This is a genomic window from Polynucleobacter kasalickyi (assembly GCF_900176405.1).
In the GTDB taxonomy this organism is placed as follows: domain Bacteria; phylum Pseudomonadota; class Gammaproteobacteria; order Burkholderiales; family Burkholderiaceae; genus Polynucleobacter; species Polynucleobacter kasalickyi.
In genome coordinates, this window is the sequence record NZ_FWXJ01000001.1 from 296,922 (window position 1) to 318,680 (window position 21,759).

The window sequence follows — 21,759 nt, forward strand, 5'->3', positions numbered from 1 at the left end:
ATTGATACTACTTAAATATCGCAAAATTACAAGGTGAAACCAATCCACCTTCCGCAAGCAACTACAATCAACCAGAAGGTGAGAGAGAAAAATCCTGCAATTTTTCCAAGCGGCGGTACTCGATAATCCGGGTGTCCCCAAACACTCATTTCTCTAGAAGAGATGAATTGAAAAAATAGCATATTTAAACCTGCCAAAAACAGAAATAAAAACTTCAACTGGAAGGCTGTGTTGTTCAGGTAGGTATTGGCATTCGAAATAAACAATAGAGATCCAGTAACCACGGCAAGACTAAAGCCAAGCCAAGTGACTCGAGTTAAAGCCCGAGAGAAGGTGCTGAACTCAAAACTTTTAAAAGCAATACCAGTAAGTCTGAAATCGACCAAAAAGATGGAGCCAATCACCATCGTAATAGCCAGTACATGAAATGATTCTATCCATGGAAATAGAGATTCATGTTCACTAATGAGGATGGCAAGCGGTAAATCCTGCAGAAAGTTTGCGATGTTTGAGATGAAATTCATATTAAGTGTAAGCAATCCAGCGTCCAGCAAAAAGGATCGATATCCAGAGAGAAATTGCAATAAGTGCTAAAAGTTTTTGTAAAAGGTTGTTACCAGAGTTAGAAAAAAAATTATTTTCAAATTTCTTTTGTTGAATTGCGACATTCACTGAACAAACAGTAGCAACTAATAGTAATAGCATCTTGAGTTGGAAAATTGGATTCAGTAAGGCACGTGCTGGCTCACCGATAATCATTACGAGTCCAGTTAACAGTAAGATAAAAAGCGCTATATGCGCTGGTCCTTTGAGGGCGCTTGCTAGAGGGTATAAAACATGCCCCCTTTTCAATACCCCAAGGGCTTTAAAGTTGCTCAGCATCATTGCTGTCATTAAGGTGCAAACCGCGAAAATATGGATTGTTTGTACGACAGCAACCACCCATTCAACTCCTTGCAAAGACTGGCTCATCGCAGTTTGCTCGATAGTTAAGGAGAGTTGTTTTAGAAAGGGATTGATCATGAATTAGTGACTAGCAAACTGGAATGGTTGAGATTGACGACTTAAGTGAAGGACACTATTACTTCCCTGCGGAATGGAGCTAGTCGACTTTTCAAAATTAGCATAGGCATGATGACAACCTGCGCAAGATTTATAAATTTCTTCTCCAGCTTTAAATAACAAATCCGGATCTTTATTCATCGTAGCTTGCAGGGCTAAAAGACCAGAGGTCTTTAATTTTTTAGCTGCAAGTGGCCAAATTTTGCCGGGCCGAACTCTGTCAGACATCATCAATAAATTCCCTGCTTCAGTTAATACTGCTGCCTGTTGTCGCAGGGTTTCCCATTCCGCATCATTTTTTGGTGAAATATTCGTTGTACCATTTCTATCAATAATAGTTGAAACGGAATCCCAAATAGCATCTGCTGCAGGATCAATGAGCCATTCCATGAGGTTTTTTAACTCTAAATTAGATGTCGAAGTCAAAGCAGGCAGGTCGATAGCTTTTACATTTTGTGCAGAACAAAATGTTGAAATGATGATAAAGAAGATGACAGTAAAAAAACTGCGCATGCCCAAAGGTCCCCGATGTGATTAATATTAAAATTAATTTATTAAATATTACTCCAAACTTTTCATCTAAGGGTTTGCCATAGGTTCCGAGTTTGAATGTTTTAATAAACTAAACAGTTTGTCATCAATAGTTGTGGGCGAATGTCACTTATTTCTGACCATTGCCCGTAATTTTTTGAGAGCGATGAGTTAGCACCTTCTTAATGGAGAGTAAAGATGAGTAAAAATTGGTTATGTGCAGTTTTTCTTCTGAGTAGTATGTTTAGTGCGTATGCTCAGCCAACTTACAAATGGATGACCAGTTGGACGGGTTCTGTGCAAGGCCCCTATCCATTTGGCAATCCATCAGCCCAACCAAATATGTCTTTAGTTTTCCCAAAGCCTGAAAGTGGTGCTGAAAATCAAAGCTTTAGGATGGTTGTTAAACCTAGTATTTGGTCAAGTAAGACACGTATCCGATTATCTAATGCTCTTGGTACACAGCCAGTCACTTTTTCTAATGTATTTGTTGGTTTGCAATCTGGTGGAGCAGAAATCGTTAAAGGAACCAACCGCCCCTTACTTTTTTCCGGTAAAAACACCATCACGGTTGCTCCTGGCGAGTCTGTTTGGAGTGATCCAACTACTTTGCCATTTGTCTCGAGGATAGATCCCGAATATTTATTTGGCAAAAAACTTGCCATTAGCTTTTATGTCCCTAATGCGAGTGGACCGATGACTTGGCATGCAAAAGCTTTACAAACCTCATATGTCACATTGCCTGGTGCAGGAGATGTCTCTAAAAGCGAAGTTGAAGCGGATTTTCCGTTTAGTACAGCTTCTTGGTTTTTCGTTGATGCCTTAGATATGTTTGTGCCTATAAACACGATTGGCATTTTGGCTTTTGGCGACTCTATTACCGATGGTACCGCCTCGACGATGAACGGCGATGATCGTTGGCCAGATGTTCTGAATAGAAGATTAAGAAAAGTAGGTGGCCATCAATTTGCTGTGGTGAATGCTGGAATTGGCGGAAATCAAATTGCCGGTCCAAGTGACTATTCGCTAACAAAGCCATTTTTGGGCGGTCCATCTTCTGTGATGCGTCTTGAGCGTGATGTTTTAAGTATGTCTGGTATTAATACCGTAATTTGGTTAGAGGGGATTAATGACTTTAGTAAAAATGGGAATGCAAGTGCAGACTTCGTTATTGAAAAAATGACTGAGGGTGTAAAGCGCTTAAAAAAAGCAGGTATTAGTGTTATTGGTGCTACCGTTACTACGGCTTTGGGCAGTTCAAGCGCGGCCCATGGTTTCAAAGAGCAAGATGAGAAACGCAAATCACTCAATCAATTTATTAAATCCTCCCCAATCTTTGATGGTGTTATCGATTTTGATGCAGTTATTGTGGATATGAAAACTGGGGAGATGAAGCCTGAGTTTGTACCCGAAAGTACAACTGGTGGAGCTGGTGATAAATTACATCCTAATCGAATTGGATATCAAATCATGGGAAATTCAATTCCACTCGATTTATTCTTGGATGCAAAAAATAAAAAATGAGGTAACTGTTGAGGCAGGTCACAGTCCTTTTGATTTTTTTCTTAGACCTAGTATTCAATTTTTAGGTCTAAGATGCTAAGCACATGCCTTTCCAAAGGTATAAAAGATTTTAACTACTTCATTCGACTTTAATAGAATGATGCGTTTGCTTAATCTTCTTTAAACTGTTTTCTTATTAACCTAAATTCAGCTTTTAAATCTATAAACGCATCTACTACATCGGGATCAAATTTAGTTCCTTTTAATGAGATGATGTAATTTACGGTTTCTTTGTAACTCCACGGTTTTTTATACGGCCTCGTAGAAAGTAATGCATCATAAACATCTGCTAATGCCATGATTCTTGCTGACTGCGGGATGTCTTTTCCGCTAAGTCCTCTTGGATAACCCGTGCCATCCCAATTTTCGTGATGTGAGCCCGCAATTTCAATGGCTGTTTTGATGATTTGAGAACTTATTTGACCATCAGCGTCCATAGAAGATAAGATTCTCTCTCCAATCAACGCATGTGATTTCATTACCTCCCACTCTACAGGACTTAATCTGCCATTTTTTAACAAAATATTATCTGGTATGCCAACCTTGCCGATATCATGGAGTGGTGCTGCTTTGAATAAGATGTTGAGCCAATCTTCTGATTGTTTAATTTCAAATTTTCCTAACTCATCTAATCGATTCGCAATCAGTCTTACAAAATGTTGGGTACGAATGATATGATTTCCTGTTTCATTATCCCGTTCTTTTGAAAGTTGGTTTAAAACATTAAGCATGCCATCTTCAATACCTTTAGCAAAGCCTTCAACCTTTTTTACTTCCTCAACCAGTTGAAGTAATGTTCCGTTGTATTTTTCTAAACGAAATTGGTATTGAATTGAATTGTCGAGATGTAGTCCAATAAAGCAAATAACGCGGACAAAAACCAACAAAAGAATCACTAAGAAAAATAAAGAATTAATCAGAGTCTGATCTACAGCTAATCTGATTTCAAAAAAGAAACTCAGTATTGCTCTTGTAATCCAAAGCATCGTGATCATTACACTAATGAGGTACATGTTTTGAATGAAAAAACTTTGCGTCTTTTTCTTTAGTCTAAGAAGAGCCCTTGCTATGATTAAGTTCCCAGCTCCTTGGTAAAGCCCAACGATTAAAGGAGTAAATGCCTGATAGGGGGTTTGACTGATAAGATAAATGCTCGTTGCATATCCAATCGCAAAAACAAAAATATAGAAATTAAAGGTTGATTTATCTTGGTTGTCTAATAAATCATTATTGAGGGCTTTATAAAAAAAATACAATGTATAAACTGAAAGAAAATTTGGCAGAGTCAGCCCGATCAAATCAGGAATACTTGGCCTAGATACCAGAAGGAAGTAAAGAGTGGCATGAGAAAAACAACTATATACAATGAATTGCAGTGATTTATTTTTAGTTTTTTTTAAGAATGCTAACAGCAACGCTCCCACAAAAAGGTGGAGAAACGCGTATGAAAAAAACAAGGAGTTAATGGACAATATTTTCATACTTTGTCTAATCTCATTTATTTATAATAATTATCTTTGATTGTAATCATTTAAAAGATTGGCTGTGGAAGTCGCATTAATCCTCAAAAACTGGATGACCTCGTTTTCCTTCTCAAAATAAAGGGGATCCTCATTAAATTGCTAGGTTAAAACAATTTTCACTAACTAAGGCACTTTTGGTGATTCATCCTTAGAAATGTTTTACCCATAAAAGCTAGCATCTGGTTGCTGCTAATAAAATCAAGGATTTGGGTGCTATAAGTTTCATCCAATGTGTCAAGAAATAAACAAGCAGCGTAAGGAAGATTAAGAATGTCTAATCTTTAATCCCCTAATTTGAAGCAGAATGCTTCATTTTAGAATAATTGTATGCTTGAATTAAAATCCATTCAGCATACTAAACAATTGAATTCAAATAGATTTTTCCATCTTCTAATTAAGTGTTTCGATTTTTCCAGAAGCACATGTTATCGAAGATAGTCAAATAAACCCAAGCCAAAATTACTTTTCTTGATTTATTAATTCAATTTAAGCTGTTGATGAAAAGTTGGGTGTTGATGGTTGCCGTACGACTGATCTGAGAGTCCTGAGGCGATATTGTTTTGATTGATTTCAGCCATGTCGATGAGTTTTGTAAGAGCTTCAACATCAATGTTAGATATTTCACGATTCTTTACTTTAAAGAAATTTTTGTTCTCAAGACTTGTTAAAGCTCGACTCAAAGATTCAGTAGTCATGCCTAAATAACTTCTTAAATCCTCCCTGTTCATTGGTAAAGATATGTAATTAGGTTTAGAGTGATGTTTACCCATTTTTTGGAATATCTCAAGAATAAAATACCCCAACTTTTGTTCAACGGTGTGCGTACCTAAAGAAAAAAGATGCTCTTGAGATCTAACTAATTCATTACTCATTGCGCATTCAAGCGCTTTATTCAGAGCGTCATCCCTTTTCATGAGTTCATGAAGTCGCGCATTATTCAAGCCACATACTTCACCATCGGTTAGCGCATAAGCATCTAAATGGTGTTTGCCATCTGCAAGGCCATCAACTCCAAATAATTCCCCTTGCCCAACAAAACGGGTTACTTGATGTTGACCATTTGGGAGACTAAACTCTACTTTCAAAAACCCAACTCGGACACTATATATAGATGCAATCGGGTCGCCATTATGAAAAATTGCATCTCCAGCTTTAACTTTAAATTTATGGGTGTACTGGCCAGTTAATGATTCTACTTGATAAATATCAAGTTGTTTATGCAGGCAGCTTGATTTACTAATGCAGCATGTACACGGGCTTAAATTACGTTTTTCAGTTAAAAGATTGATCGTAACGGTACTACCTAGTTGGAGTGATTCCATCTTAGACCCTTCTATTTTTTAAAATTATAAATTTTAGAATGACAACAAAATTAGATTAATAAAATTTAAAATGAAAAAAATGATATAAATCAATATTTTAGATTCTATATTATTAAATCTATAATAAAGTAACCTAAATACCTCAATTATTGAAGGTTTATTTCTTGAAAAAAAAGATAAATATCTCACTAAAGTCTGAAATATCCTTCTATGGAACAAATATAGAAAGTAAAACGTTTAGGAGGTTAGGTGCTTTTAGACGAGTGTCTGAAACAAAAAACCGTCGAGAAGATTTATCCGGATAAATCTTATACATGGAGTGAATGCCATTCACTCAACCAAGGTGGTTTCTCAACATGGTTTAAAGAAGATCTTTTATGTAGGCGTTAAAACATTTCTCATTGAACAACTCTGCTCAATAGATTTAATGGGAACAGTTAACAAAAACGATCAATAGCAGCAACTATAAATTGGGCTGTTCGTAAAATCCCATCTGGAGGATGTTGACTTAAATAATGGCGATAAAAAATTTCCACATCTACATATTCAATTTTATTTATTTGCCATCCCCCATTCTCTTCTCTAAGCCTATCAAGATAATTACAAATAAAACTAATGTCACCCTCATAAAATGCACAATGAAGACTATTAATGAATTGAATTCTCCGATGAAGATTTGATTTATCAAGAATAAAATTATTTGTTACATGATTTCCAACATCTTTTGAAAATCTATTGGTTGAGGTATGAATAGATTCATTTGTTCGAAAAGTCATGATTACTTAGACTCCATGTAGTTGTCAATAACTCACATGATGAATTTTTAACAGAAAATATTTTTGACTAAACTCAATAAAAATTAAAAAAAGAGTTCTTTGAAACCATTGCCTGTTGTATTTCACAATCGTGAAAAATTCGAATTAACTTAAAAAAAAAAGAACAACAAAATTTAAAAAAAATTTATAGTCAGTCGAAATAAAATTGATATTTATCAAGATAAAAATTATTGATAAATATATAAATGTAGGGTGAACTTAGAAAGATACATTACTGAGACGGTTTATTCGTCAATTTTATTCTTACTGCTGCATTGATGAATTAATTATCAGATGTAATTTCAAAATTTAAGCTTACAACTAAAAATTAAAAAGAATTGAAAACTTTATAGAAATGAATCGAAAAGTCTAAAAAAGTAAAATCTTTTAATTAAAACTATTAGCATCATTTCATTATTATGGCATTAGATATTTGGAGAAGAAAATGACTCAAAATCAATACAATGAAACAATTGCAAAAATTCAAAATACCACAATTAAGGCGTCTCAAGACCTTTCTAAAAAAGCTGGAGAAAGCGCAAAGAAAATATCTTTGGCTCATTCCTCATTGACCCATAGTGTAGTGAAGAATTTGCAAAAAAAATCAATTGAAATATTAGCAATCAAATCACCAGTCGCGATTGTTGATTTATTGAATAATGAAAGCTCGAATGAATTTATGAAGGAAATGAATGAATATCAAAATGAGTTGAAAAATATTTTTAAAAAATATACTCAGGATATGTCGGAATATTCCGATGAATTATTAATGCAAACTAAGACAGGTATAGACGAATGGTTTAATATAACAATCGCTAATGTGCCTAATGGAAATGGTTTATTCATAAAGCCCTATCAGTCAGTAATTAATGCTACGCTCCTAGGTTTAGAGCAAGTCGTAAATTTATCAAAAAATATCAATAATTCTATGGAGCCTGAGGCTAATGAAGCAATTAGTTCAAAAGGTTTTACGGGAAATTCAAGAGATCGTTTGACTAAGTAAAACATCAAATATATTCATCTTCATCTTTGAGGCGATGGTGAATATATTCAGATTAAAAAATATTAAAGCCCAAATTTAATTAAAAAAACTAATCGATTAAAGTTTGAGTTTTCCAGGAAATAATTTTTACAGGTCTTCTCTGTGGAGTAAGAGGATTTTCATCGGGCTTACCAATTATTATAGGAACAATTACCTCTACATTATCAGGAATATCTAATAGGGTCTTCCACTTATCCAAATTAAACGTTTCGATAGATAATCCAATGATGCAACTCCCTAGTCCTTTTGCTTGCGCACACAGCATTAAATTTTCTGCCGCTAGCCAACAATCTGCAGCGCTAAACTTACTAAAAAATTGACTACAAATAAGAATCAAAGCGGGTGCGTTATAAAATACTTCATAATTCATTTGGTTAATAATCTCTAAAGTGTGGTTTGAAACTTCATTCAACTTTTTACATTGGCCGCGTATGTTATTTTTGACATCTGAAGATATTGTTTTGAGGAGGGCTGGATCTTGAATAATTACAAAAGCACACGGTTGAGCATGCATAGCTGATGGCGCCTGAGTAGCTGCATCTAATAATTGAACAATCAACTCAGAGTCAATGGAATCTGGTTTGAAATTTCGAATGGACCTTCTTGAATATAGAATATGAAAAAAAGAGTTATTCATATGATTAGAATAGGATTTCATGATTTACCATTCGAATAAAAAAGTTAAATAAATCTTATTTTTTGTTTGAAGCGCAGACTTTACATCGACGTGCTTTTTAAAATATATAAATACAGTATCAATATCAACTTGGAAAACAGTTTTTCTTGAGAGTGACTTTATTAAAAAATTAGAAACATGATAAGTATTAGTGAAAATCCTAAAATTATTAGGAGCATATTTCTGATGTTCAATATTAATTTCTCGCATATCATCAAAATCTAACAATGTTATGTAAATGGGTGACTAAACTAAAATCGAATTCATGCATCAGTAAATAAAGCTATAAAAAAAATCAAAATTAAATCAGGTATTCAAGATTTATTGAAAGAGTGAAACTTTATTTTCAGATATGAAATTATTACAAGAATTAGAAGAAGCACTTGGACTCATATTTCCGTTTAAATCTAACGAGTGAGCGATGATGCTTCCATTTAAAGTAAGGTTACTTGATGTACCACTTACTTTAATATCAAGGGACGGCAAATCTATAATCCCATTAAAATTGAGTTGATCTTTTGAACCAGCGAGGGCAAACGATGTAATAGTAGAAGGACTCTGATAAATCAAAATACCACTGCCGGGAGTGCAGCCACTTGGTGTCTGAGCTGAGAGATTTAAAGTGCCAGATAAATCAATCGGTTGATTTGCGGCGACATAGAGCGTTACTCCATTTGGAGCGCTAGTTACAATTGCCGAATTTGTAGATATTCCATTATTGAATAAATAGAATCCTGAAGTAAAAGTGTAGCTAACCCCTTTGTTAAGAATCAGTTGGGCATTGTATATACCGGGTTGACATATATGATTCGAACATGTCGGGTCTACCACTGGAGAAAGACCAGTAGGAATATTAACAACAGGCAAAGTTGGTAGTGTTCCAGATTTACTAACTGGTGTTGGTGAGCAAGAATTACAGTTAATTGAGCCACCATTGAATACGCTTGTTGATCCTGTTCCACTAATAACTATTTTCGACTGATTGGTTGCCTGTAAATTCCTACCAATGGCAGCTGAACAATTATTTAAATTAGCAATGTTCGTGCCATTTATCGTAAAACCAGCAATGGTAACAAGGCAAGCGGGAGATGATTTTATTCCAGCAACAGCATTTACTTGTATTGCCCATGTATTACTAAAGCCAATAACAGGAGCAAAAAATAAAGGAATATTTTGGCTAATTTTGACTCTTGCGTAAGAGGTGTCGTTAGAATAACTTGGTACTGATCCATCAGGATTAGGGCCTGGAGGAATCGTTGGGGTAGTGATTACTGAAGAGGATCCATTCGAAAATCCATTCCCTGCTGATAGTGACTGTGCGGTTAAAAGTGCATTTTCAATTGAACCACCATTCGCTAGGCTAGAAGCAGCTCCTAAAGCAGAGGCATCCGCAGCTGATTGCATTTTTGTCCTCGCATAAAAAGCATATGAAATATCTATGGCAAGACCCATAAAGCCAATCAGAATTGCAAGCAATAACGCTGAAATTACAATTACAGAGGCATTTTCCTCAGTTCGAATCTTTTTTAGATGTGAAATCATTATTGAGTAGTTCCTAAAAAAATTATTTAACTTAGAACTTAAGAATCTTTACTCAATGTAAATTGATTCCCTACCTAAAGTTTGACAATAATCAAATTATTAGAACTTACTTGGCAATAGGTTTTTCATTTGTGTTTTTAAAATTTTGATAAATCTCAAATTTTGGATTTAAACATACTGAATACTGATTTAATGAAAATTTCTCGAGTGAAAAAAATTCAAAAATCTACCCAACGCGTATTGTTTCCACTAAGGTTTATGTGGCTTAAATTATCAATCTTATTATGCATGTCTTTCCTATTGGATTCATGCCGATATCCAAAACAACCTGAATATTGGAATTGTCATGGCACAAATACTCAAGTCGTAATTAATAAAAACAAAAATAAATTAGAGATTTACGAGGGGCGTCAGGTTCTAATGATAGAAATTTTTAATCAATCACTTTCTCAATTTGCAGCACCAGCTACATTTGGTCGATATGAAATTTGTATCAATAATTCAGAAAAAGTCATTTTTAAATATCCCAATTGTTCTTCTATGGAAGATCAGAATGGTGTCTTAAAAGAGTATCAAAGGGAAGGTGTTCTCAGTAAAAACACAGGTTTCTTATTTTTTGATGAGGAACGAACCTTAGAAGATAAAAAAATCATATCTAGCGGAGCTTATTCTTGCAGGTATCTTGGCTATAGATATTCTTATAAGGATATGAATCTTGAAAGTAAATAAAGAGTATTTGAAAGTATTTATTCCACTAGTCATTATTGAATTTTCAATCTTCTTGACAGGATTCTGGATGCTCGGAGATTATGAAATAAAAAGATTTAATGTTTGGCCAATTTCAGAATGGTTAATTAATTATCAAGCCGGGTTCGTGCGGAGGGGGTTATTTGGAGAAATATTACATCGATTGCATCTGTTGAATGGTGTAATACCACTATTGAATAAGTTAGTACTTGGGTTCTTCTATGCATATATAACAATATTTACCTACGTGTATTTGAGATCGAGAGTGAAATCTACGGCTGTATTCGTTATTGCATTGTTAATGCCTGGAGGAATATTTCATATGGCTATTGGTGCAATTTTTTTTACCAGAAAAGAAATATTATTCCTAATTCACTTTGGGATACTTTGTGTTTTTTATTTAAACTTAGCTGACAAGAACTTATTGTCAAAGTGGATATTTGGTCTACATGCAATTATTGGCGGGACTTTTTTAACATTAATACATGAGCCATATATGTTCATGGCATTTCCCATCACAATATTATTGATGGCAATTGCGGTAATAGAAAATAAAAATTCAATCTTGTTAAAGTGGTTGATTGGAATATATGCTCTTTTAATTCCATTTGTATTTATCATTTGTTCCGTTCATCATGGCGACCCAAAGATAGCACAAACGATATGGGACTCGTATGCCTTAGCAGATCGATTGACTTTAGCCCCCTATGCGCCATATACCTCAAGCTTTGCAACTGGTGGACTTGGTTGGACATTGATGCAACATTTATCAACCATTTACGGGGTGTTTATATCTGGAACTTGGGTATATTGGATATTTTTTATCTTAATGAATGGATGGCTCTTGGGTTGGATTGTATTTCAGATACAAAATAAATTTGAACAAGAAAAATCAAACGAAAATAAAAAGCAAAATATAAATTCCAGCTATTTCATTGTTGTGATGTTTAGTTATGTTATCTCGTTATCAATGTTATTGATTGCATCTGATTACGGAAGATGGATTGCATGCGCCTCTAATTTATCTTTACTATTTGCATTTGCCATTAAAGACTCGTTAATTTTTAAGAATAGAACGACATTCTTTCAACGACTAATTTTAATTTTAGTTGAATCAAAGTTAAAAATTAATAAGACATCATATACATTTCTAATTCTATTGGCTTATGTATTGATATTTCAAATGCCTGAATGTTGTATTCAGACTCCAGATATATTTATTCGGTACGATAAATTTATAAATTTATTTCTTTAAATAAGTTTAATTCTCATAAATTGATATTAGTCAAATTGAAATTGTTCTTCATTGATAAATTGATCTCGTAGTACTTCACTTTTATTAATCGAGAGGATATCAAATGAAAAACATTATTCAACTTATTAAGTTTCGTACACAAACTTTGATTCATGAAGAAAAAGCAGTAACTGCTGTTGAGTATGGTCTTATTGCCGCTGCAACCGCTGTTGCAATCATCGTGGCTCTAGGATCTATTAAAACCTCATTAGCTAGTATTTTCCAAAGTATTGCTACCGCACTATAAAAGAAGATTAGTCAATGATGATTTTCTCTGCTTATCTTTTGCTCATCTTTTTGGGGGTTTCCGCAATAAATGATTTTTATTGTAGAAAAATTTCAAATTATTGGATTAGCCTTGCAATCATTGTTGGTTTAATTTTCCCATGGATATTTGGAGGATGGAGCGAGGTTACTAATTCCTATTTAGGTAGTTTATTAGCCTTTGCTTTATTCCTTCCGCCATATTTTGTGAGGGTGATGGGGGCAGCAGATGTAAAAGCGTTTGCAGCATCTGGTTTTTTTCTTGGCGCAGATAAGGTTTTCACAGTCGCATTAAATATCGCAATTTTTGGTGGGTTATTAGCATTAATCTACTTATTGAATGATTTATTTCTTATGTTTTTAAGAGGAAATAAATTTCAATTAATGCATTTTCGCTCTATTGAAATTCCTTATGCTGTAGCAATTTTTGGTGGAGTAATTTTTACTTTATTAATAGAAAGATTAGCATGAATATTTTGCCAAATAATAAGTTTTTAATTGCAATATTAGCTTCAGCCTTCATTGGAGTTTCTGTAGTAATTGTCGCTGCCATCTGGTTGAAGAAAATTGATTCCGTTGAGATGAGTGAAATTGTTGTGGCAGCGGATAAATTAGATTTAGGTGTGAAGTTGGATAAGAAAGACTTGCAATTAAGTAACTGGCCAAAAGGTAACATTCCTGTTGGAGCAGTTAAAAGTATTGATCAATTAATAAATAGAACACCGAAGATGGAGATAGCGAAGGGTGAGGTAATTCTAGAAAGAATGTTATTTCCTATTAGTTCAAATGGTAGTTTATCAGTACAGATTTCACCAGGTAAACGCGCCTTCACAATGAGTGTCAATGAAGCTGCTGGAGTTGCAGGATTTGCTATGCCAGGAAATTTTGTTGATGTGATGTTAAATAGCAAGGATCAAAACAGCCAAGAGATATCAAGAATTATCATACATAAGATCTTAGTACTAGCTGTAGCACAAGACCGTTTATCAGATGATAGTAAACCTAAGGTCGTTAATGCAATAACAATTGAACTGACACCATCCCAAGCCGAAATATTAGATTTGGCTAGATCAATTGGATCTGTCTCTTTGGTTTTACGCCAACAAAATGATAACTCCTATTGGGAAAGTAGTGGCGTTACTAAAAAAGACTTGGTATTTAATATTGCACAAACTAAACCACCAATCATCAAAGAAATTAAGGGGAAATCTGTTGAGGTGATTCGTGGTTTATCAAAAGAATCTGCAAATTAATTTAAAGGATGCAAATGAATAATATATCTAAGTCGGTAATATCAGTTGCCATTGCTAATATTCTCTCTTTTAGCATTTTAGGGATACATACTAACTCTTATGGAGTTGAAAACCGTCCAATTAATCGTGTTGTTCATGCCAACTTTCCTGTGGCGATTGGAAAATCTGCTGTGTATGATCTCAGTGAATCCGCATATAGAGTGGCAGTTGGAGATCCGTCAATTGCGGATGTTCGTTTGATTAGTAATAAAGAAATTTATGTCCTAGGTAAAAAACCAGGAACTACGAATATTTCAATCTGGCAAGAAGGTTCAAAAATATTAGTCCTTAATGTAACGGTTGGTTCGGACACTTTATCTTTACGAACCCTACTAGATAACTTATTCCCAACCGAAAAATCTTACAGTGTTTCTACCGCCGGTGATTTTCTTGTTTTGAGTGGAAAAATTAGTGATGCTCTAGGAGTTCAGCAAGTTGTAAAAATTTCAGAGGAGTACTCTGGAAAAAAAGTTTTAAATATGTTGGTAACTGAAGATTTACCCCAGGTATTAATAGAAGTAAAAGTTGCTGAGATCGACAAAACCATTGCTAATAAATTAGGCATTCAAATTAATGGCAGTAATTTTTCATTTAATCCGATTGGTATTCTTGGTGCCGCTTCTGCAACAGCTACTTCAAATTTGATTGGTTCAATAGGTTCGACGGATGCTTTTTTACAAGCTAATGTTCAATCTGGGTTGGTCAAGATTTTGGCTGAACCCAATATTGTTGCAATTAGCGGACAAGAAGGTAAGTTTTTAGCAGGTGGGATTGTTTTTCTACCAATACCGCAAAGTAGTAGTACGGGCGGTGGATCGGTTATTACTTTACAACAACAACCATATGGTGTTGGAGTCAAGTTTACACCGACGGTATTGCGTGGTGGAAAAATTAATCTTAAGGTAGCTCCAGAAGTATCAGAAGTAAATCCTACAGGAATTACAGTTTCTTCAAATGGTTCAACCACAGTTTTACCATCGATTAATACTCGACAAGCCTCCACTACAGTTCAACTTAATGATGGACAAAGCTTTGCAATAGGTGGTTTGATTAAGAATAATGTGGTCGAAGTAATCAGTGCATTTCCTTGGTTGGCAAATGTGCCCATCTTAGGAGCATTATTTAGAAGTAGTTCATTCCAAAATGATCGAACTGAATTATTAATTATTGTGACCCCTAGGATTGTTAAGCCATTAAATAATAAACCTGAGTTACCAACCGATAAGTTTATTCAACCTTCACAAAATGAATTTCTATTCAATGGCAAGTTAGAAGGCGATCCACCTCCAACTAAAGAGATTATTCGGGAAGAAAAACCCAATAAGGGTCAAGTTTTAACCTTACCAGAATCGGAAACTAAAAGTAGCTTGCAATCCCCTCGTAATGTTGAACTATCTAATGATGGAGTTAAAAAATGAAGATGATGAAATACGGCTTACAACTACTTACTAGTTACAAATTAGGTGGATTTTTTTTAGTGCTGATTATTCTTCAAGGTTGTCAAGCAGGCTGGTATCCAGAGTCTAATTTTGGTTCTACAGTAAATAAGGCTATTTATGACCAAACTGCTAATAAAAATTCTCCTGAATCTGTAGATAGAGACTCAATGGGAATGGATGGACCTACAGCAAAATCATCCATCGATAACTATCAAAGATCATTTGAGCAAGTTGGAGGATCATCGGTATACGGTGGTAATTCAGGTGCGTTTGTAAACCCAATGGGATCTAGCAATAGTTCCTTACCCTCTATTACAGGACGCTAATATGAAAAATATTAATAAACAATTAATAATTAATGTGGTGGCAAGCAATGAAGAGATGGTTAAAAATTTACAACAAGTTTTTGCAAGAAAACCCAGTAATGATGAATATATTTACTTAACGCGTTTCGATCATGAATTACGTTTAAATAGAATTAATATAGAAAAAAGTAATATTTTAATAGTTGACTCTGAGCAAATTTCACAAAAAGATTTAGATGATATCTCTTTATTGAATAAAGAACGAATTCCTCCAACAATTATTTACTTAGCTACGGCTTGGTCTGAAGATCAACTTATCGAATTAATGAGAGCTGGTGTCAATGAAGTAATCCATTTACCTTTGAACGGTACTAGTGAAGATTTATTAGATGCAATAGAGCGTATTCGTCAGAAAGCAAATATTGCGTCATATTATAAACAAAGAGGAAAAATCATTAGTTGCATTTCTTGTAAAGGGGGAGCCGGGGCAACGATGGTAGGTGTAAATATGGCTTATCTCCTTTCTGAAAAATATGACAAAAAAGTATTATTTATTGATTTACACCCCCAATATGGAGATGCAGCTTACTATCTAACTGATACTATTGCAGCTAGCAATGTTGCAGATATCGTTGCCCAACCCTATCTGAATTCGGTCACGATAGCGGCAGCAGCAATTCAAGTTTCTGATAATTATTATTTGTTGCCTTCTTCTAACAGTATTGAAAAGTCCTCTGGCATTCAACCACATCATATCGATACGCTTTTATCGGTAGCAGCCTATGAATATGATTATATATTTTTAGATGTGAGTTATACATTAGACTCTATTGCAATGAGAGCATTAGATCGCAGTGATCTGATTTATATCATTACTCAACCAACCTTGGCTTATTTAAAGGCATTAGTAAATATATATTCAGTATTTTCCGAGTTAAGCTATCCTTCACAACGTATGAAACTCGTTATGAATAAATGTGACGTTGATGCTGCATTACCGGTTGAAAAAATCAATCAATTATTTAGTAGAAAAGTAGATTCTGAAATTCCATATGAATCTTCAGTTGTTGATGAATCTCTCAATGCTGGCATCCCAATCGTCAAAATGGCTAAGATGAATGCAGTTTCACATGCAATTGAGAATTTAGTAAATACTCTAGAGGGAAATAATATTGCTGAAAAGTCCGAATCTATTATTTCTAAAATATTCCATTTGAAAGCGAGCTAATTGTGTCATTAAGGCAAACTCTCTCACAGAAAGAAGTCGAATCAAAGACTACTAAGCCCCTTGTTGTCAAAGGAAATCATTCTGATCAAAATAAACTAAAACAAACGATACATTCTAGATTATTAGAAGACGTCGATTTTAATAGTATGGAGAATTTAAGTGAGGGACAAATATTTGACCAGTTAGTTAATGCAATAGAGCGTATTGTAAAAAAAGATCAACTAGTAATAAATCAGATTGACTTAATTAATATAGTTAACGAAATCAAAAATGAAATTTTCGGCCTTGGTCCTTTAGAACCATTATTAGCAGATAAAACAATTTCTGACATTTTAGTAAATACATATTCCACAATTTTTGTAGAACGAGCTGGTCGATTAGAGCGAGTAAATTATCAGTTTGATGACAATAACCATTTATTAAAAATCATTGAAAAGATCGTTGCAAAAATTGGACGTCGAATTGATGAGTCTAGTCCGATGGTGGATGCTCGACTTTCTGATGGTTCTAGGGTAAATGCAATTATTCCTCCACTAGCACTTGATGGGCCGGCTCTTTCTATCCGAAGATTTTCAGATATACCATACACCATGGAAAATCTCATTCAATTTGGTTCTTTAACCCATGATATGGCATTGATACTGGCAGCATTAGTAAAGTCCAAGACCAACATTTTGGTTTCTGGAGGCACTGGTAGCGGAAAAACTACATTGCTAAATATTATGTCAGGATTTATTCCCAATAACGAGCGCATCATAACAATTGAAGATGCTGCAGAGTTAAGGCTTCAACAATCCCATGTCGTACGTTTAGAAACAAGACCTCCAAATTTAGAGGGAAAAGGTGAAATTAATCAACGTGCCTTAGTAAAAAATTCTTTGAGAATGAGACCTGACAGAATTGTTCTTGGTGAAATTAGGGGGGCAGAAGTACTTGATATGTTACAAGCGATGAATACTGGTCACGAAGGATCATTGACTACCGTTCATGCTAACTCTTCAAGAGATGCCTTAACCAGGGTGGAAAATATGGTCGGTTTAACAGGAGTTCCTGTTGTACAAAAATCGTTAAGACAACAAATTTCATCTGCTATCTCTGTGGTAGTTCATATCGCGCGATTAAGTGACGGTCGTAGGAAGATATTAAGCATTGATGAAATTACGGGGATGGAGGGGGATGTTGTCGTCATGCAAGAAATTTATGGATATAAACAAACCGGAGTAGATTCAGATGGTTCCGTAATGGGCAAATTTATTGCTACAGGGATACGACCCAGATTTGCAGATAAATTGCTTGCACGTGGGTCTCCATTACCCGATGCATTGTTTTTAAAAGTTGGGGGTTAAATATGCAATTCATGATAACTACTGCTTTAGTATGCACCGGGCTTCTATCATTAATTTCACTACTTTGGTTTACCTACAAATATATCGATACCTATTTAGGTTTGAAAGTAAGGAGGATTAATACGAGGCAGATATTATTGGCAAACCAATCGATGGGCTACACCCCTTTAAATATTGATGCGCAGGATTTTCAGACTGTACTAATAGAAAATTTACACAATACAAAACTATATTCAAATCTTCACGATCAGATTCTTAAAAGTGGTTTGGTGCTAAAAGCTGATGTATTTTTAGGGTTAAGTTTATTAGCAGGAATATTTTTATCACTTCTTTCATACGCATTAGTAGGTAACATTCAAATCGTTCTTGTATCAGCTTTTTTGGGTTTTATTTTTCCGTATTTAATTCTTAAATATTTGGTTCGACGCCGTCAAAGCTTATTGGAAAGTCAATTACCAGACTTACTTGAATTTATGGCGAGGTCTTTGCAAGTCGGACATTCGCTTAATAATTCTTTACAGATGGTATCAAATGAATCCCCAATGCCAATATCAGGAGAGTTTAAAAAAGTTTTTGAAGAATTAAATTATGGTTTGCCAATTGAAAAAGTTTTATCGGGATTAGCAGATCGCATTGAGTGCGCAGAAGTTAGATTTTTTGTCATTGCTGTAGTTGTAAATCGTGAAATAGGTGGTGATTTAGCTGAAATTTTAAGAAAAGTAAGTAAATTAATTCGTGAGCGTATGGAACTAAGGCAAACAATTCGGGTATTAACGTCGGAAGGTCGTGCATCCGGAATGGTCCTAGGGGTCTTACCATTTGTGATCGGCGCTCTTATTTTTTATATTAATCCTGAATCTTATACATTGATGATTCATGATCCCCTTGGAAGAAAACTATTTATGTATGCCGGAGTTTTAATGCTCATAGGGTATTTTTGGATAAATAGAATGTGTGTTATTGAAGAATAATAAAGGATGAAAAGATGAAAAATGCACTTATTTTAATTATCATATGGTTAACAATCACAGGAATAGCTTTTGTTGTGATTAAGAGATTATTAATTCCTAACTTTGATAATCGGTTAGATTCGTTTAAAAAAATACGGGTTGAACGATTATCAAATAACACTATATTAAGTGGAGAATCATTCACAGGAATTTTAAATCTCTTAGGGAAATTTTCAATGCCAGTTGACGCTTGGCAGAGCTCAAAAATTAAAATTAGATTATTAAACGCAGGGCTACATGGCGAAAAATCAATATTAATATACTATGCCTCTAAGACTTTTTTTACACTCATTATTCCTGCGGCCTCTTTTATTTATTCTTATAAGCAAGGGCACACCATATCTAATGCTTTTCTATTGGCAACCGCTTTAGCAATCGTGGGATACATAATTCCAGATTTAATGCTCAATTATAAAATTCGTAAAAGACAAACAGCATTAATTAATAGTTTTCCGGATGCCCTAGACTTAGTAAGGATTTGTGTCGATACTGGTTTAGGATTAGACGCCGCAATTTCTCGAGTGGGTGATGAAGTTAGAATCGTTAGTCCTATTTTGGCTGAAGAATTTGAGCAACTAAGCATTGAGCTTAGAGCTGGAAGCTCTAGAGATAATGCTTTAACTAATTTAGCGATTCGGACGGGAATCAAAGATATTGAGGCACTGGTTGCAATGTTAAAACAAGCTAATCGCTTTGGTACTAACGTGACCGAATCATTGCATGTTTTTGCTGAGGACTTAAGAGCAAAACGTAAAGTTAGATCTCAAGAATTAGCAGCTAAAATACCCGTTAAAATTTCAATACCAATCATTTTATGTATTTTTCCAGCCCTATTTGTGGTAATTATTGGCCCTGCAATTATTAGTTTGTTTAATACGCTTCAAAATACTGGAAATCCTTTGGGCAAATAATTATGGAGTGTTTTGATTATCTTTAATGCAATCTACGCTAAGTATTTTTCTCCGTCATAAAATTTGATGACGTAGTTTTTAATTTCTAAGAATCAAAAAAATAGATATTTAAACATCTTTTTTCCAGCGTCTTGGTGAGAGATGAACTTTAAAAAATATGAATAAGTAAATAGAAAACAAGAGCACTCGTTGCAAAAAAATCTTATACATATTCTAAGATGATCCTTGTAACTTATCTTCGGATCATGTGTCTTGCATACTGGTTGATCCACTCTTGTTCTTAGTTAGAGCAATAGACGTCTTTTATTCATAATTCATGATGGTTGTTGAAGTTAACATTTGCGTCCAATTTTTGGGTTGTACAAGTTGACCAAGTACCAATCCTGTAAATGAATAAGTGACTGTAACTATTAGTGGATTACCTGAACTAGATCCTAATGGCCTAGTAATTGTTACAGTTGGAGTTGCATTACTTCCGAAAGTAATTAACCGGTTAAGGCAGTAATTTTGTACATATGCTTGTATCTCTGCATCAGTTTTTGAACTACTTACTATGCCAGCTCTAGTTGCTTCCCTTCCGGCGTTAGTGATCACGCTCTTATCATAAAGAAGGGTGCTGAGTTCTACAGTTGCAAATAGAATAATGAGCAATATTGGAAGTATCAAAGCAAATTCAACAGCTGCTACAGCTTTAGTAGATTGAATGTGTTCCATAAAATTATTACTTTTCATGTAATTCCTTTAGAGGAGTATCTGTTAAAAAGATTGCCCTTCATAATAACAATTTCATCATGCACAACAACATCGATAGTATTTTCTGTATTAAACATCGGGCGTTTCAATTCTTGGATCCTATCTTCTTTAATTTCTACTCTGAATAGGATTGGTTCTACTGCTGAATTATTCTTGAATTTGAACAGTGAATTTAAATCATTAATTCTTTGATCAAATAGATCTTTGATCAAACTTCCCTCTATAGTTCCAGAAAGTCTGATGGAACAATTTTTTATCCTTACCTTAGTTATAGAATTACTAGAAAAATGACAGTAGTTAATTACATCTTTGATAAATTGATTAATTCGAATGTAATCAGATGCGTATGGCGTTTGCAGAATTATCTGAACTTGAACAGGTAATATACTCAGATTGGCGTTTTCTACGTCGGATACTAGATATTCCCTCTTTTCATGAAGAGTTCTATCGGTCATTATGGGTGTGAAAATTTTATTCATAGCACCACATCATTTTTTCTTTGAAATATCTCATTGCTGAATCTCCTAATAAAAGTTAGAGATGAATTAATAATTTAAATATTTATGAAAAAATAATATTGAGAAATATCAAATCAATAGCAATGAGTTGAGATGTAGAATATTTAAGATAGGACTAAAGCTCAAATTGGGCTTGACGATGCTTTAGAGTATTTTTTATCTTATACAGAAGTATGCGAGATAGCAGTGTTTCAGGAGTGCAACCTAAGTTGTGTTTCAAATCATTGTTTGTAGAACCGATTACTATTTGATAATTTTATTAATTAAAGATTTCTAACTTCGTCTTGAAGCGTTATTGAAAAAGACTAGTGAGTTTGGAATACTTAAAACTGAATGTTGTTATTAGTATTCTTAATTTGGTATGCCGGAACCAATCGTAATTATTGATACCCAAGCTCAAGTGATGGTAAACATGCAATTTGGTGGCGGAGAAGGTGGGATTCGAACCCACGGTACTATTGCTAGTACGCCTGATTTCGAGTCAGGTACATTCGACCACTCTGCCACTTCTCCTTGAGTTGAATATTAAACCATTTTTGAATTATCATGAGTAAATACATAGATTGAGGTCATTAA

23 protein-coding genes and 1 tRNA gene are annotated in these 21,759 nt (G+C 34.4%); 13 read left to right on the top strand and 11 right to left on the bottom strand.

Features of this window, described 5'->3' with window-relative positions; all coding sequences use genetic code 11:
• Positions 1 to 26 precede the first annotated feature (26 nt).
• The 3 genes from B8983_RS01410 to B8983_RS01420 are packed head-to-tail and all read right to left on the bottom strand — an operon-like array spanning position 27 to position 1,575.
• On the bottom strand, positions 27 to 524 hold the full coding sequence (locus tag B8983_RS01410; RefSeq protein WP_084282071.1) for a DUF6644 family protein: 498 nt from the start codon (positions 522 to 524) through the stop codon (positions 27 to 29).
• 1 nt (position 525) lies between these two features.
• Positions 526 to 1,023 carry a DUF6644 family protein gene (locus tag B8983_RS01415; RefSeq protein WP_084282072.1) on the bottom strand — a complete coding sequence of 166 codons (498 nt, stop codon included), beginning with the start codon at positions 1,021 to 1,023 and terminating at the stop codon, positions 526 to 528.
• Positions 1,024 to 1,026: 3 nt separating this feature from the next.
• The gene (locus B8983_RS01420; protein ID WP_084282073.1) at positions 1,027 to 1,575 is read right to left on the bottom strand and encodes a hypothetical protein; all 549 of its coding nucleotides are present in this window, start codon (positions 1,573 to 1,575) and stop codon (positions 1,027 to 1,029) included.
• A 216-nt stretch (positions 1,576 to 1,791) separates the two neighbouring features.
• On the opposite strand from B8983_RS01420, the gene B8983_RS01425 reads away from it, so the two are divergent.
• A complete protein-coding gene (locus B8983_RS01425) occupies positions 1,792 to 3,117 on the top strand; it encodes a GDSL-type esterase/lipase family protein (RefSeq protein WP_084282074.1) in 1,326 nt (441 codons plus the stop codon).
• A 149-nt stretch (positions 3,118 to 3,266) separates the two neighbouring features.
• Here the strand turns inward: B8983_RS01425 and B8983_RS01430 are convergent, their stop codons facing one another.
• From B8983_RS01430 to B8983_RS01440, 3 genes are all read right to left on the bottom strand, one after another.
• The gene (locus B8983_RS01430; RefSeq protein WP_084282075.1) at positions 3,267 to 4,637 is read right to left on the bottom strand and encodes an HD-GYP domain-containing protein; all 1,371 of its coding nucleotides are present in this window, start codon (positions 4,635 to 4,637) and stop codon (positions 3,267 to 3,269) included.
• A 518-nt stretch (positions 4,638 to 5,155) separates the two neighbouring features.
• Positions 5,156 to 6,001 carry a Crp/Fnr family transcriptional regulator gene (locus B8983_RS01435; protein WP_084282076.1) on the bottom strand — a complete coding sequence of 282 codons (846 nt, stop codon included), beginning with the start codon at positions 5,999 to 6,001 and terminating at the stop codon, positions 5,156 to 5,158.
• Between the two features lie 437 nt (positions 6,002 to 6,438).
• Positions 6,439 to 6,777 (bottom strand): hypothetical protein, encoded by a 339-nt coding sequence (locus B8983_RS01440; RefSeq protein WP_084282077.1) that lies wholly within the window; start codon positions 6,775 to 6,777, stop codon positions 6,439 to 6,441.
• Positions 6,778 to 7,261: 484 nt separating this feature from the next.
• Here B8983_RS01440 and B8983_RS01445 point away from each other — a divergent pair, with 484 nt between their 5' ends.
• Positions 7,262 to 7,819 carry a hypothetical protein gene (locus tag B8983_RS01445; protein ID WP_084282078.1) on the top strand — a complete coding sequence of 186 codons (558 nt, stop codon included), beginning with the start codon at positions 7,262 to 7,264 and terminating at the stop codon, positions 7,817 to 7,819.
• Positions 7,820 to 7,907: 88 nt separating this feature from the next.
• Here the strand turns inward: B8983_RS01445 and B8983_RS01450 are convergent, their stop codons facing one another.
• Positions 7,908 to 8,516: a nitroreductase family protein gene (locus tag B8983_RS01450; RefSeq protein ID WP_084282079.1), complete on the bottom strand. Its 609-nt coding sequence runs from the start codon at positions 8,514 to 8,516 to the stop codon at positions 7,908 to 7,910.
• 339 nt (positions 8,517 to 8,855) lie between these two features.
• Positions 8,856 to 10,076, bottom strand: coding sequence for a pilus assembly protein TadG-related protein (locus B8983_RS01460; RefSeq protein WP_084282081.1), 1,221 nt, complete (start codon positions 10,074 to 10,076; stop codon positions 8,856 to 8,858).
• 192 nt (positions 10,077 to 10,268) lie between these two features.
• On the opposite strand from B8983_RS01460, the gene B8983_RS01465 reads away from it, so the two are divergent.
• The 11 genes from B8983_RS01465 to B8983_RS01515 all read left to right on the top strand — a co-directional run bounded on the left by B8983_RS01465 (position 10,269) and on the right by B8983_RS01515 (position 19,912).
• Positions 10,269 to 10,805 carry a hypothetical protein gene (locus tag B8983_RS01465; protein WP_084282082.1) on the top strand — a complete coding sequence of 179 codons (537 nt, stop codon included), beginning with the start codon at positions 10,269 to 10,271 and terminating at the stop codon, positions 10,803 to 10,805.
• Positions 10,792 to 12,078 carry a hypothetical protein gene (locus B8983_RS01470; protein WP_084282083.1) on the top strand — a complete coding sequence of 429 codons (1,287 nt, stop codon included), beginning with the start codon at positions 10,792 to 10,794 and terminating at the stop codon, positions 12,076 to 12,078. Before B8983_RS01465 ends, B8983_RS01470 begins: the two co-directional genes overlap by 14 nt.
• A 103-nt stretch (positions 12,079 to 12,181) precedes the next feature.
• A complete protein-coding gene (locus B8983_RS01475; RefSeq protein WP_084282084.1) occupies positions 12,182 to 12,364 on the top strand; it encodes a Flp family type IVb pilin in 183 nt (60 codons plus the stop codon).
• Between the two features lie 14 nt (positions 12,365 to 12,378).
• Complete coding sequence (locus tag B8983_RS01480) at positions 12,379 to 12,852, top strand: A24 family peptidase (RefSeq protein WP_084282085.1); 474 nt, start codon at positions 12,379 to 12,381, stop codon at positions 12,850 to 12,852.
• Positions 12,849 to 13,634 (top strand): Flp pilus assembly protein CpaB, encoded by a 786-nt coding sequence (cpaB, locus tag B8983_RS01485; RefSeq protein ID WP_084282086.1) that lies wholly within the window; start codon positions 12,849 to 12,851, stop codon positions 13,632 to 13,634. Before B8983_RS01480 ends, cpaB begins: the two co-directional genes overlap by 4 nt.
• Positions 13,635 to 13,648: 14 nt before the next feature.
• The gene (locus tag B8983_RS01490; RefSeq protein ID WP_159460783.1) at positions 13,649 to 15,091 is read left to right on the top strand and encodes a type II and III secretion system protein family protein; all 1,443 of its coding nucleotides are present in this window, start codon (positions 13,649 to 13,651) and stop codon (positions 15,089 to 15,091) included.
• Entirely contained in the window at positions 15,088 to 15,438 is a 351-nt protein-coding gene (locus tag B8983_RS01495; protein WP_084282088.1) for a hypothetical protein, read from the top strand. The genes B8983_RS01490 and B8983_RS01495 overlap by 4 nt, the downstream gene beginning before the upstream one ends.
• 1 nt (position 15,439) lies before the next feature.
• A complete protein-coding gene (locus tag B8983_RS01500; protein ID WP_084282089.1) occupies positions 15,440 to 16,645 on the top strand; it encodes a CpaE/TadZ family protein in 1,206 nt (401 codons plus the stop codon).
• Positions 16,646 to 16,647: 2 nt separating this feature from the next.
• On the top strand, positions 16,648 to 17,991 hold the full coding sequence (locus B8983_RS01505; protein WP_234986839.1) for a TadA family conjugal transfer-associated ATPase: 1,344 nt from the start codon (positions 16,648 to 16,650) through the stop codon (positions 17,989 to 17,991).
• A gap of 2 nt (positions 17,992 to 17,993) precedes the next feature.
• Positions 17,994 to 18,962 carry a type II secretion system F family protein gene (locus B8983_RS01510; RefSeq protein ID WP_084282090.1) on the top strand — a complete coding sequence of 323 codons (969 nt, stop codon included), beginning with the start codon at positions 17,994 to 17,996 and terminating at the stop codon, positions 18,960 to 18,962.
• 14 nt (positions 18,963 to 18,976) lie between these two features.
• Positions 18,977 to 19,912, top strand: a complete 936-nt coding sequence (locus tag B8983_RS01515) for a type II secretion system F family protein (RefSeq protein WP_084282091.1) — start codon at positions 18,977 to 18,979, stop codon at positions 19,910 to 19,912.
• Between the two features lie 303 nt (positions 19,913 to 20,215).
• Here the strand turns inward: B8983_RS01515 and B8983_RS01520 are convergent, their stop codons facing one another.
• From B8983_RS01520 to B8983_RS01530, 3 genes are all read right to left on the bottom strand, one after another.
• Positions 20,216 to 20,644, bottom strand: coding sequence for a TadE/TadG family type IV pilus assembly protein (locus tag B8983_RS01520; RefSeq protein WP_084282092.1), 429 nt, complete (start codon positions 20,642 to 20,644; stop codon positions 20,216 to 20,218).
• The gene (locus B8983_RS01525; RefSeq protein WP_084282093.1) at positions 20,641 to 21,144 is read right to left on the bottom strand and encodes a hypothetical protein; all 504 of its coding nucleotides are present in this window, start codon (positions 21,142 to 21,144) and stop codon (positions 20,641 to 20,643) included. Before B8983_RS01525 ends, B8983_RS01520 begins: the two co-directional genes overlap by 4 nt.
• A gap of 462 nt (positions 21,145 to 21,606) precedes the next feature.
• Positions 21,607 to 21,696, bottom strand: a tRNA-Ser gene (locus B8983_RS01530).
• Between the last annotated feature and the right edge of the window lie 63 nt (positions 21,697 to 21,759).

Bases quoted from the DNA above. Each gene is read 5' to 3' on its own strand.
- B8983_RS01460 (WP_084282081.1), bottom strand. From the start codon at position 10,076: ATGATTTCACATCTAAAAAAGATTCGAACTGAGGAAAATGCCTCTGTA.
- B8983_RS01490 (WP_159460783.1), top strand. From the start codon at position 13,649: ATGAATAATATATCTAAGTCGGTAATATCAGTTGCCATTGCTAATATT.
- B8983_RS01520 (WP_084282092.1), bottom strand. From the start codon at position 20,644: ATGAAAAGTAATAATTTTATGGAACACATTCAATCTACTAAAGCTGTA.
- B8983_RS01500 (WP_084282089.1), top strand. From the start codon at position 15,440: ATGAAAAATATTAATAAACAATTAATAATTAATGTGGTGGCAAGCAAT.
- B8983_RS01445 (WP_084282078.1), top strand. From the start codon at position 7,262: ATGACTCAAAATCAATACAATGAAACAATTGCAAAAATTCAAAATACC.
- B8983_RS01420 (WP_084282073.1), bottom strand. From the start codon at position 1,575: ATGCGCAGTTTTTTTACTGTCATCTTCTTTATCATCATTTCAACATTT.
- B8983_RS01495 (WP_084282088.1), top strand. From the start codon at position 15,088: ATGAAGATGATGAAATACGGCTTACAACTACTTACTAGTTACAAATTA.
- B8983_RS01440 (WP_084282077.1), bottom strand. From the start codon at position 6,777: ATGACTTTTCGAACAAATGAATCTATTCATACCTCAACCAATAGATTT.
- cpaB (WP_084282086.1), top strand. From the start codon at position 12,849: ATGAATATTTTGCCAAATAATAAGTTTTTAATTGCAATATTAGCTTCA.
- B8983_RS01435 (WP_084282076.1), bottom strand. From the start codon at position 6,001: ATGGAATCACTCCAACTAGGTAGTACCGTTACGATCAATCTTTTAACT.
- B8983_RS01480 (WP_084282085.1), top strand. From the start codon at position 12,379: ATGATGATTTTCTCTGCTTATCTTTTGCTCATCTTTTTGGGGGTTTCC.
- B8983_RS01465 (WP_084282082.1), top strand. From the start codon at position 10,269: ATGAAAATTTCTCGAGTGAAAAAAATTCAAAAATCTACCCAACGCGTA.
- B8983_RS01525 (WP_084282093.1), bottom strand. From the start codon at position 21,144: ATGAATAAAATTTTCACACCCATAATGACCGATAGAACTCTTCATGAA.
- B8983_RS01430 (WP_084282075.1), bottom strand. From the start codon at position 4,637: ATGAAAATATTGTCCATTAACTCCTTGTTTTTTTCATACGCGTTTCTC.
- B8983_RS01515 (WP_084282091.1), top strand. From the start codon at position 18,977: ATGAAAAATGCACTTATTTTAATTATCATATGGTTAACAATCACAGGA.
- B8983_RS01415 (WP_084282072.1), bottom strand. From the start codon at position 1,023: ATGATCAATCCCTTTCTAAAACAACTCTCCTTAACTATCGAGCAAACT.
- B8983_RS01475 (WP_084282084.1), top strand. From the start codon at position 12,182: ATGAAAAACATTATTCAACTTATTAAGTTTCGTACACAAACTTTGATT.
- B8983_RS01410 (WP_084282071.1), bottom strand. From the start codon at position 524: ATGAATTTCATCTCAAACATCGCAAACTTTCTGCAGGATTTACCGCTT.
- B8983_RS01450 (WP_084282079.1), bottom strand. From the start codon at position 8,516: ATGAAATCCTATTCTAATCATATGAATAACTCTTTTTTTCATATTCTA.
- B8983_RS01425 (WP_084282074.1), top strand. From the start codon at position 1,792: ATGAGTAAAAATTGGTTATGTGCAGTTTTTCTTCTGAGTAGTATGTTT.
- B8983_RS01510 (WP_084282090.1), top strand. From the start codon at position 17,994: ATGCAATTCATGATAACTACTGCTTTAGTATGCACCGGGCTTCTATCA.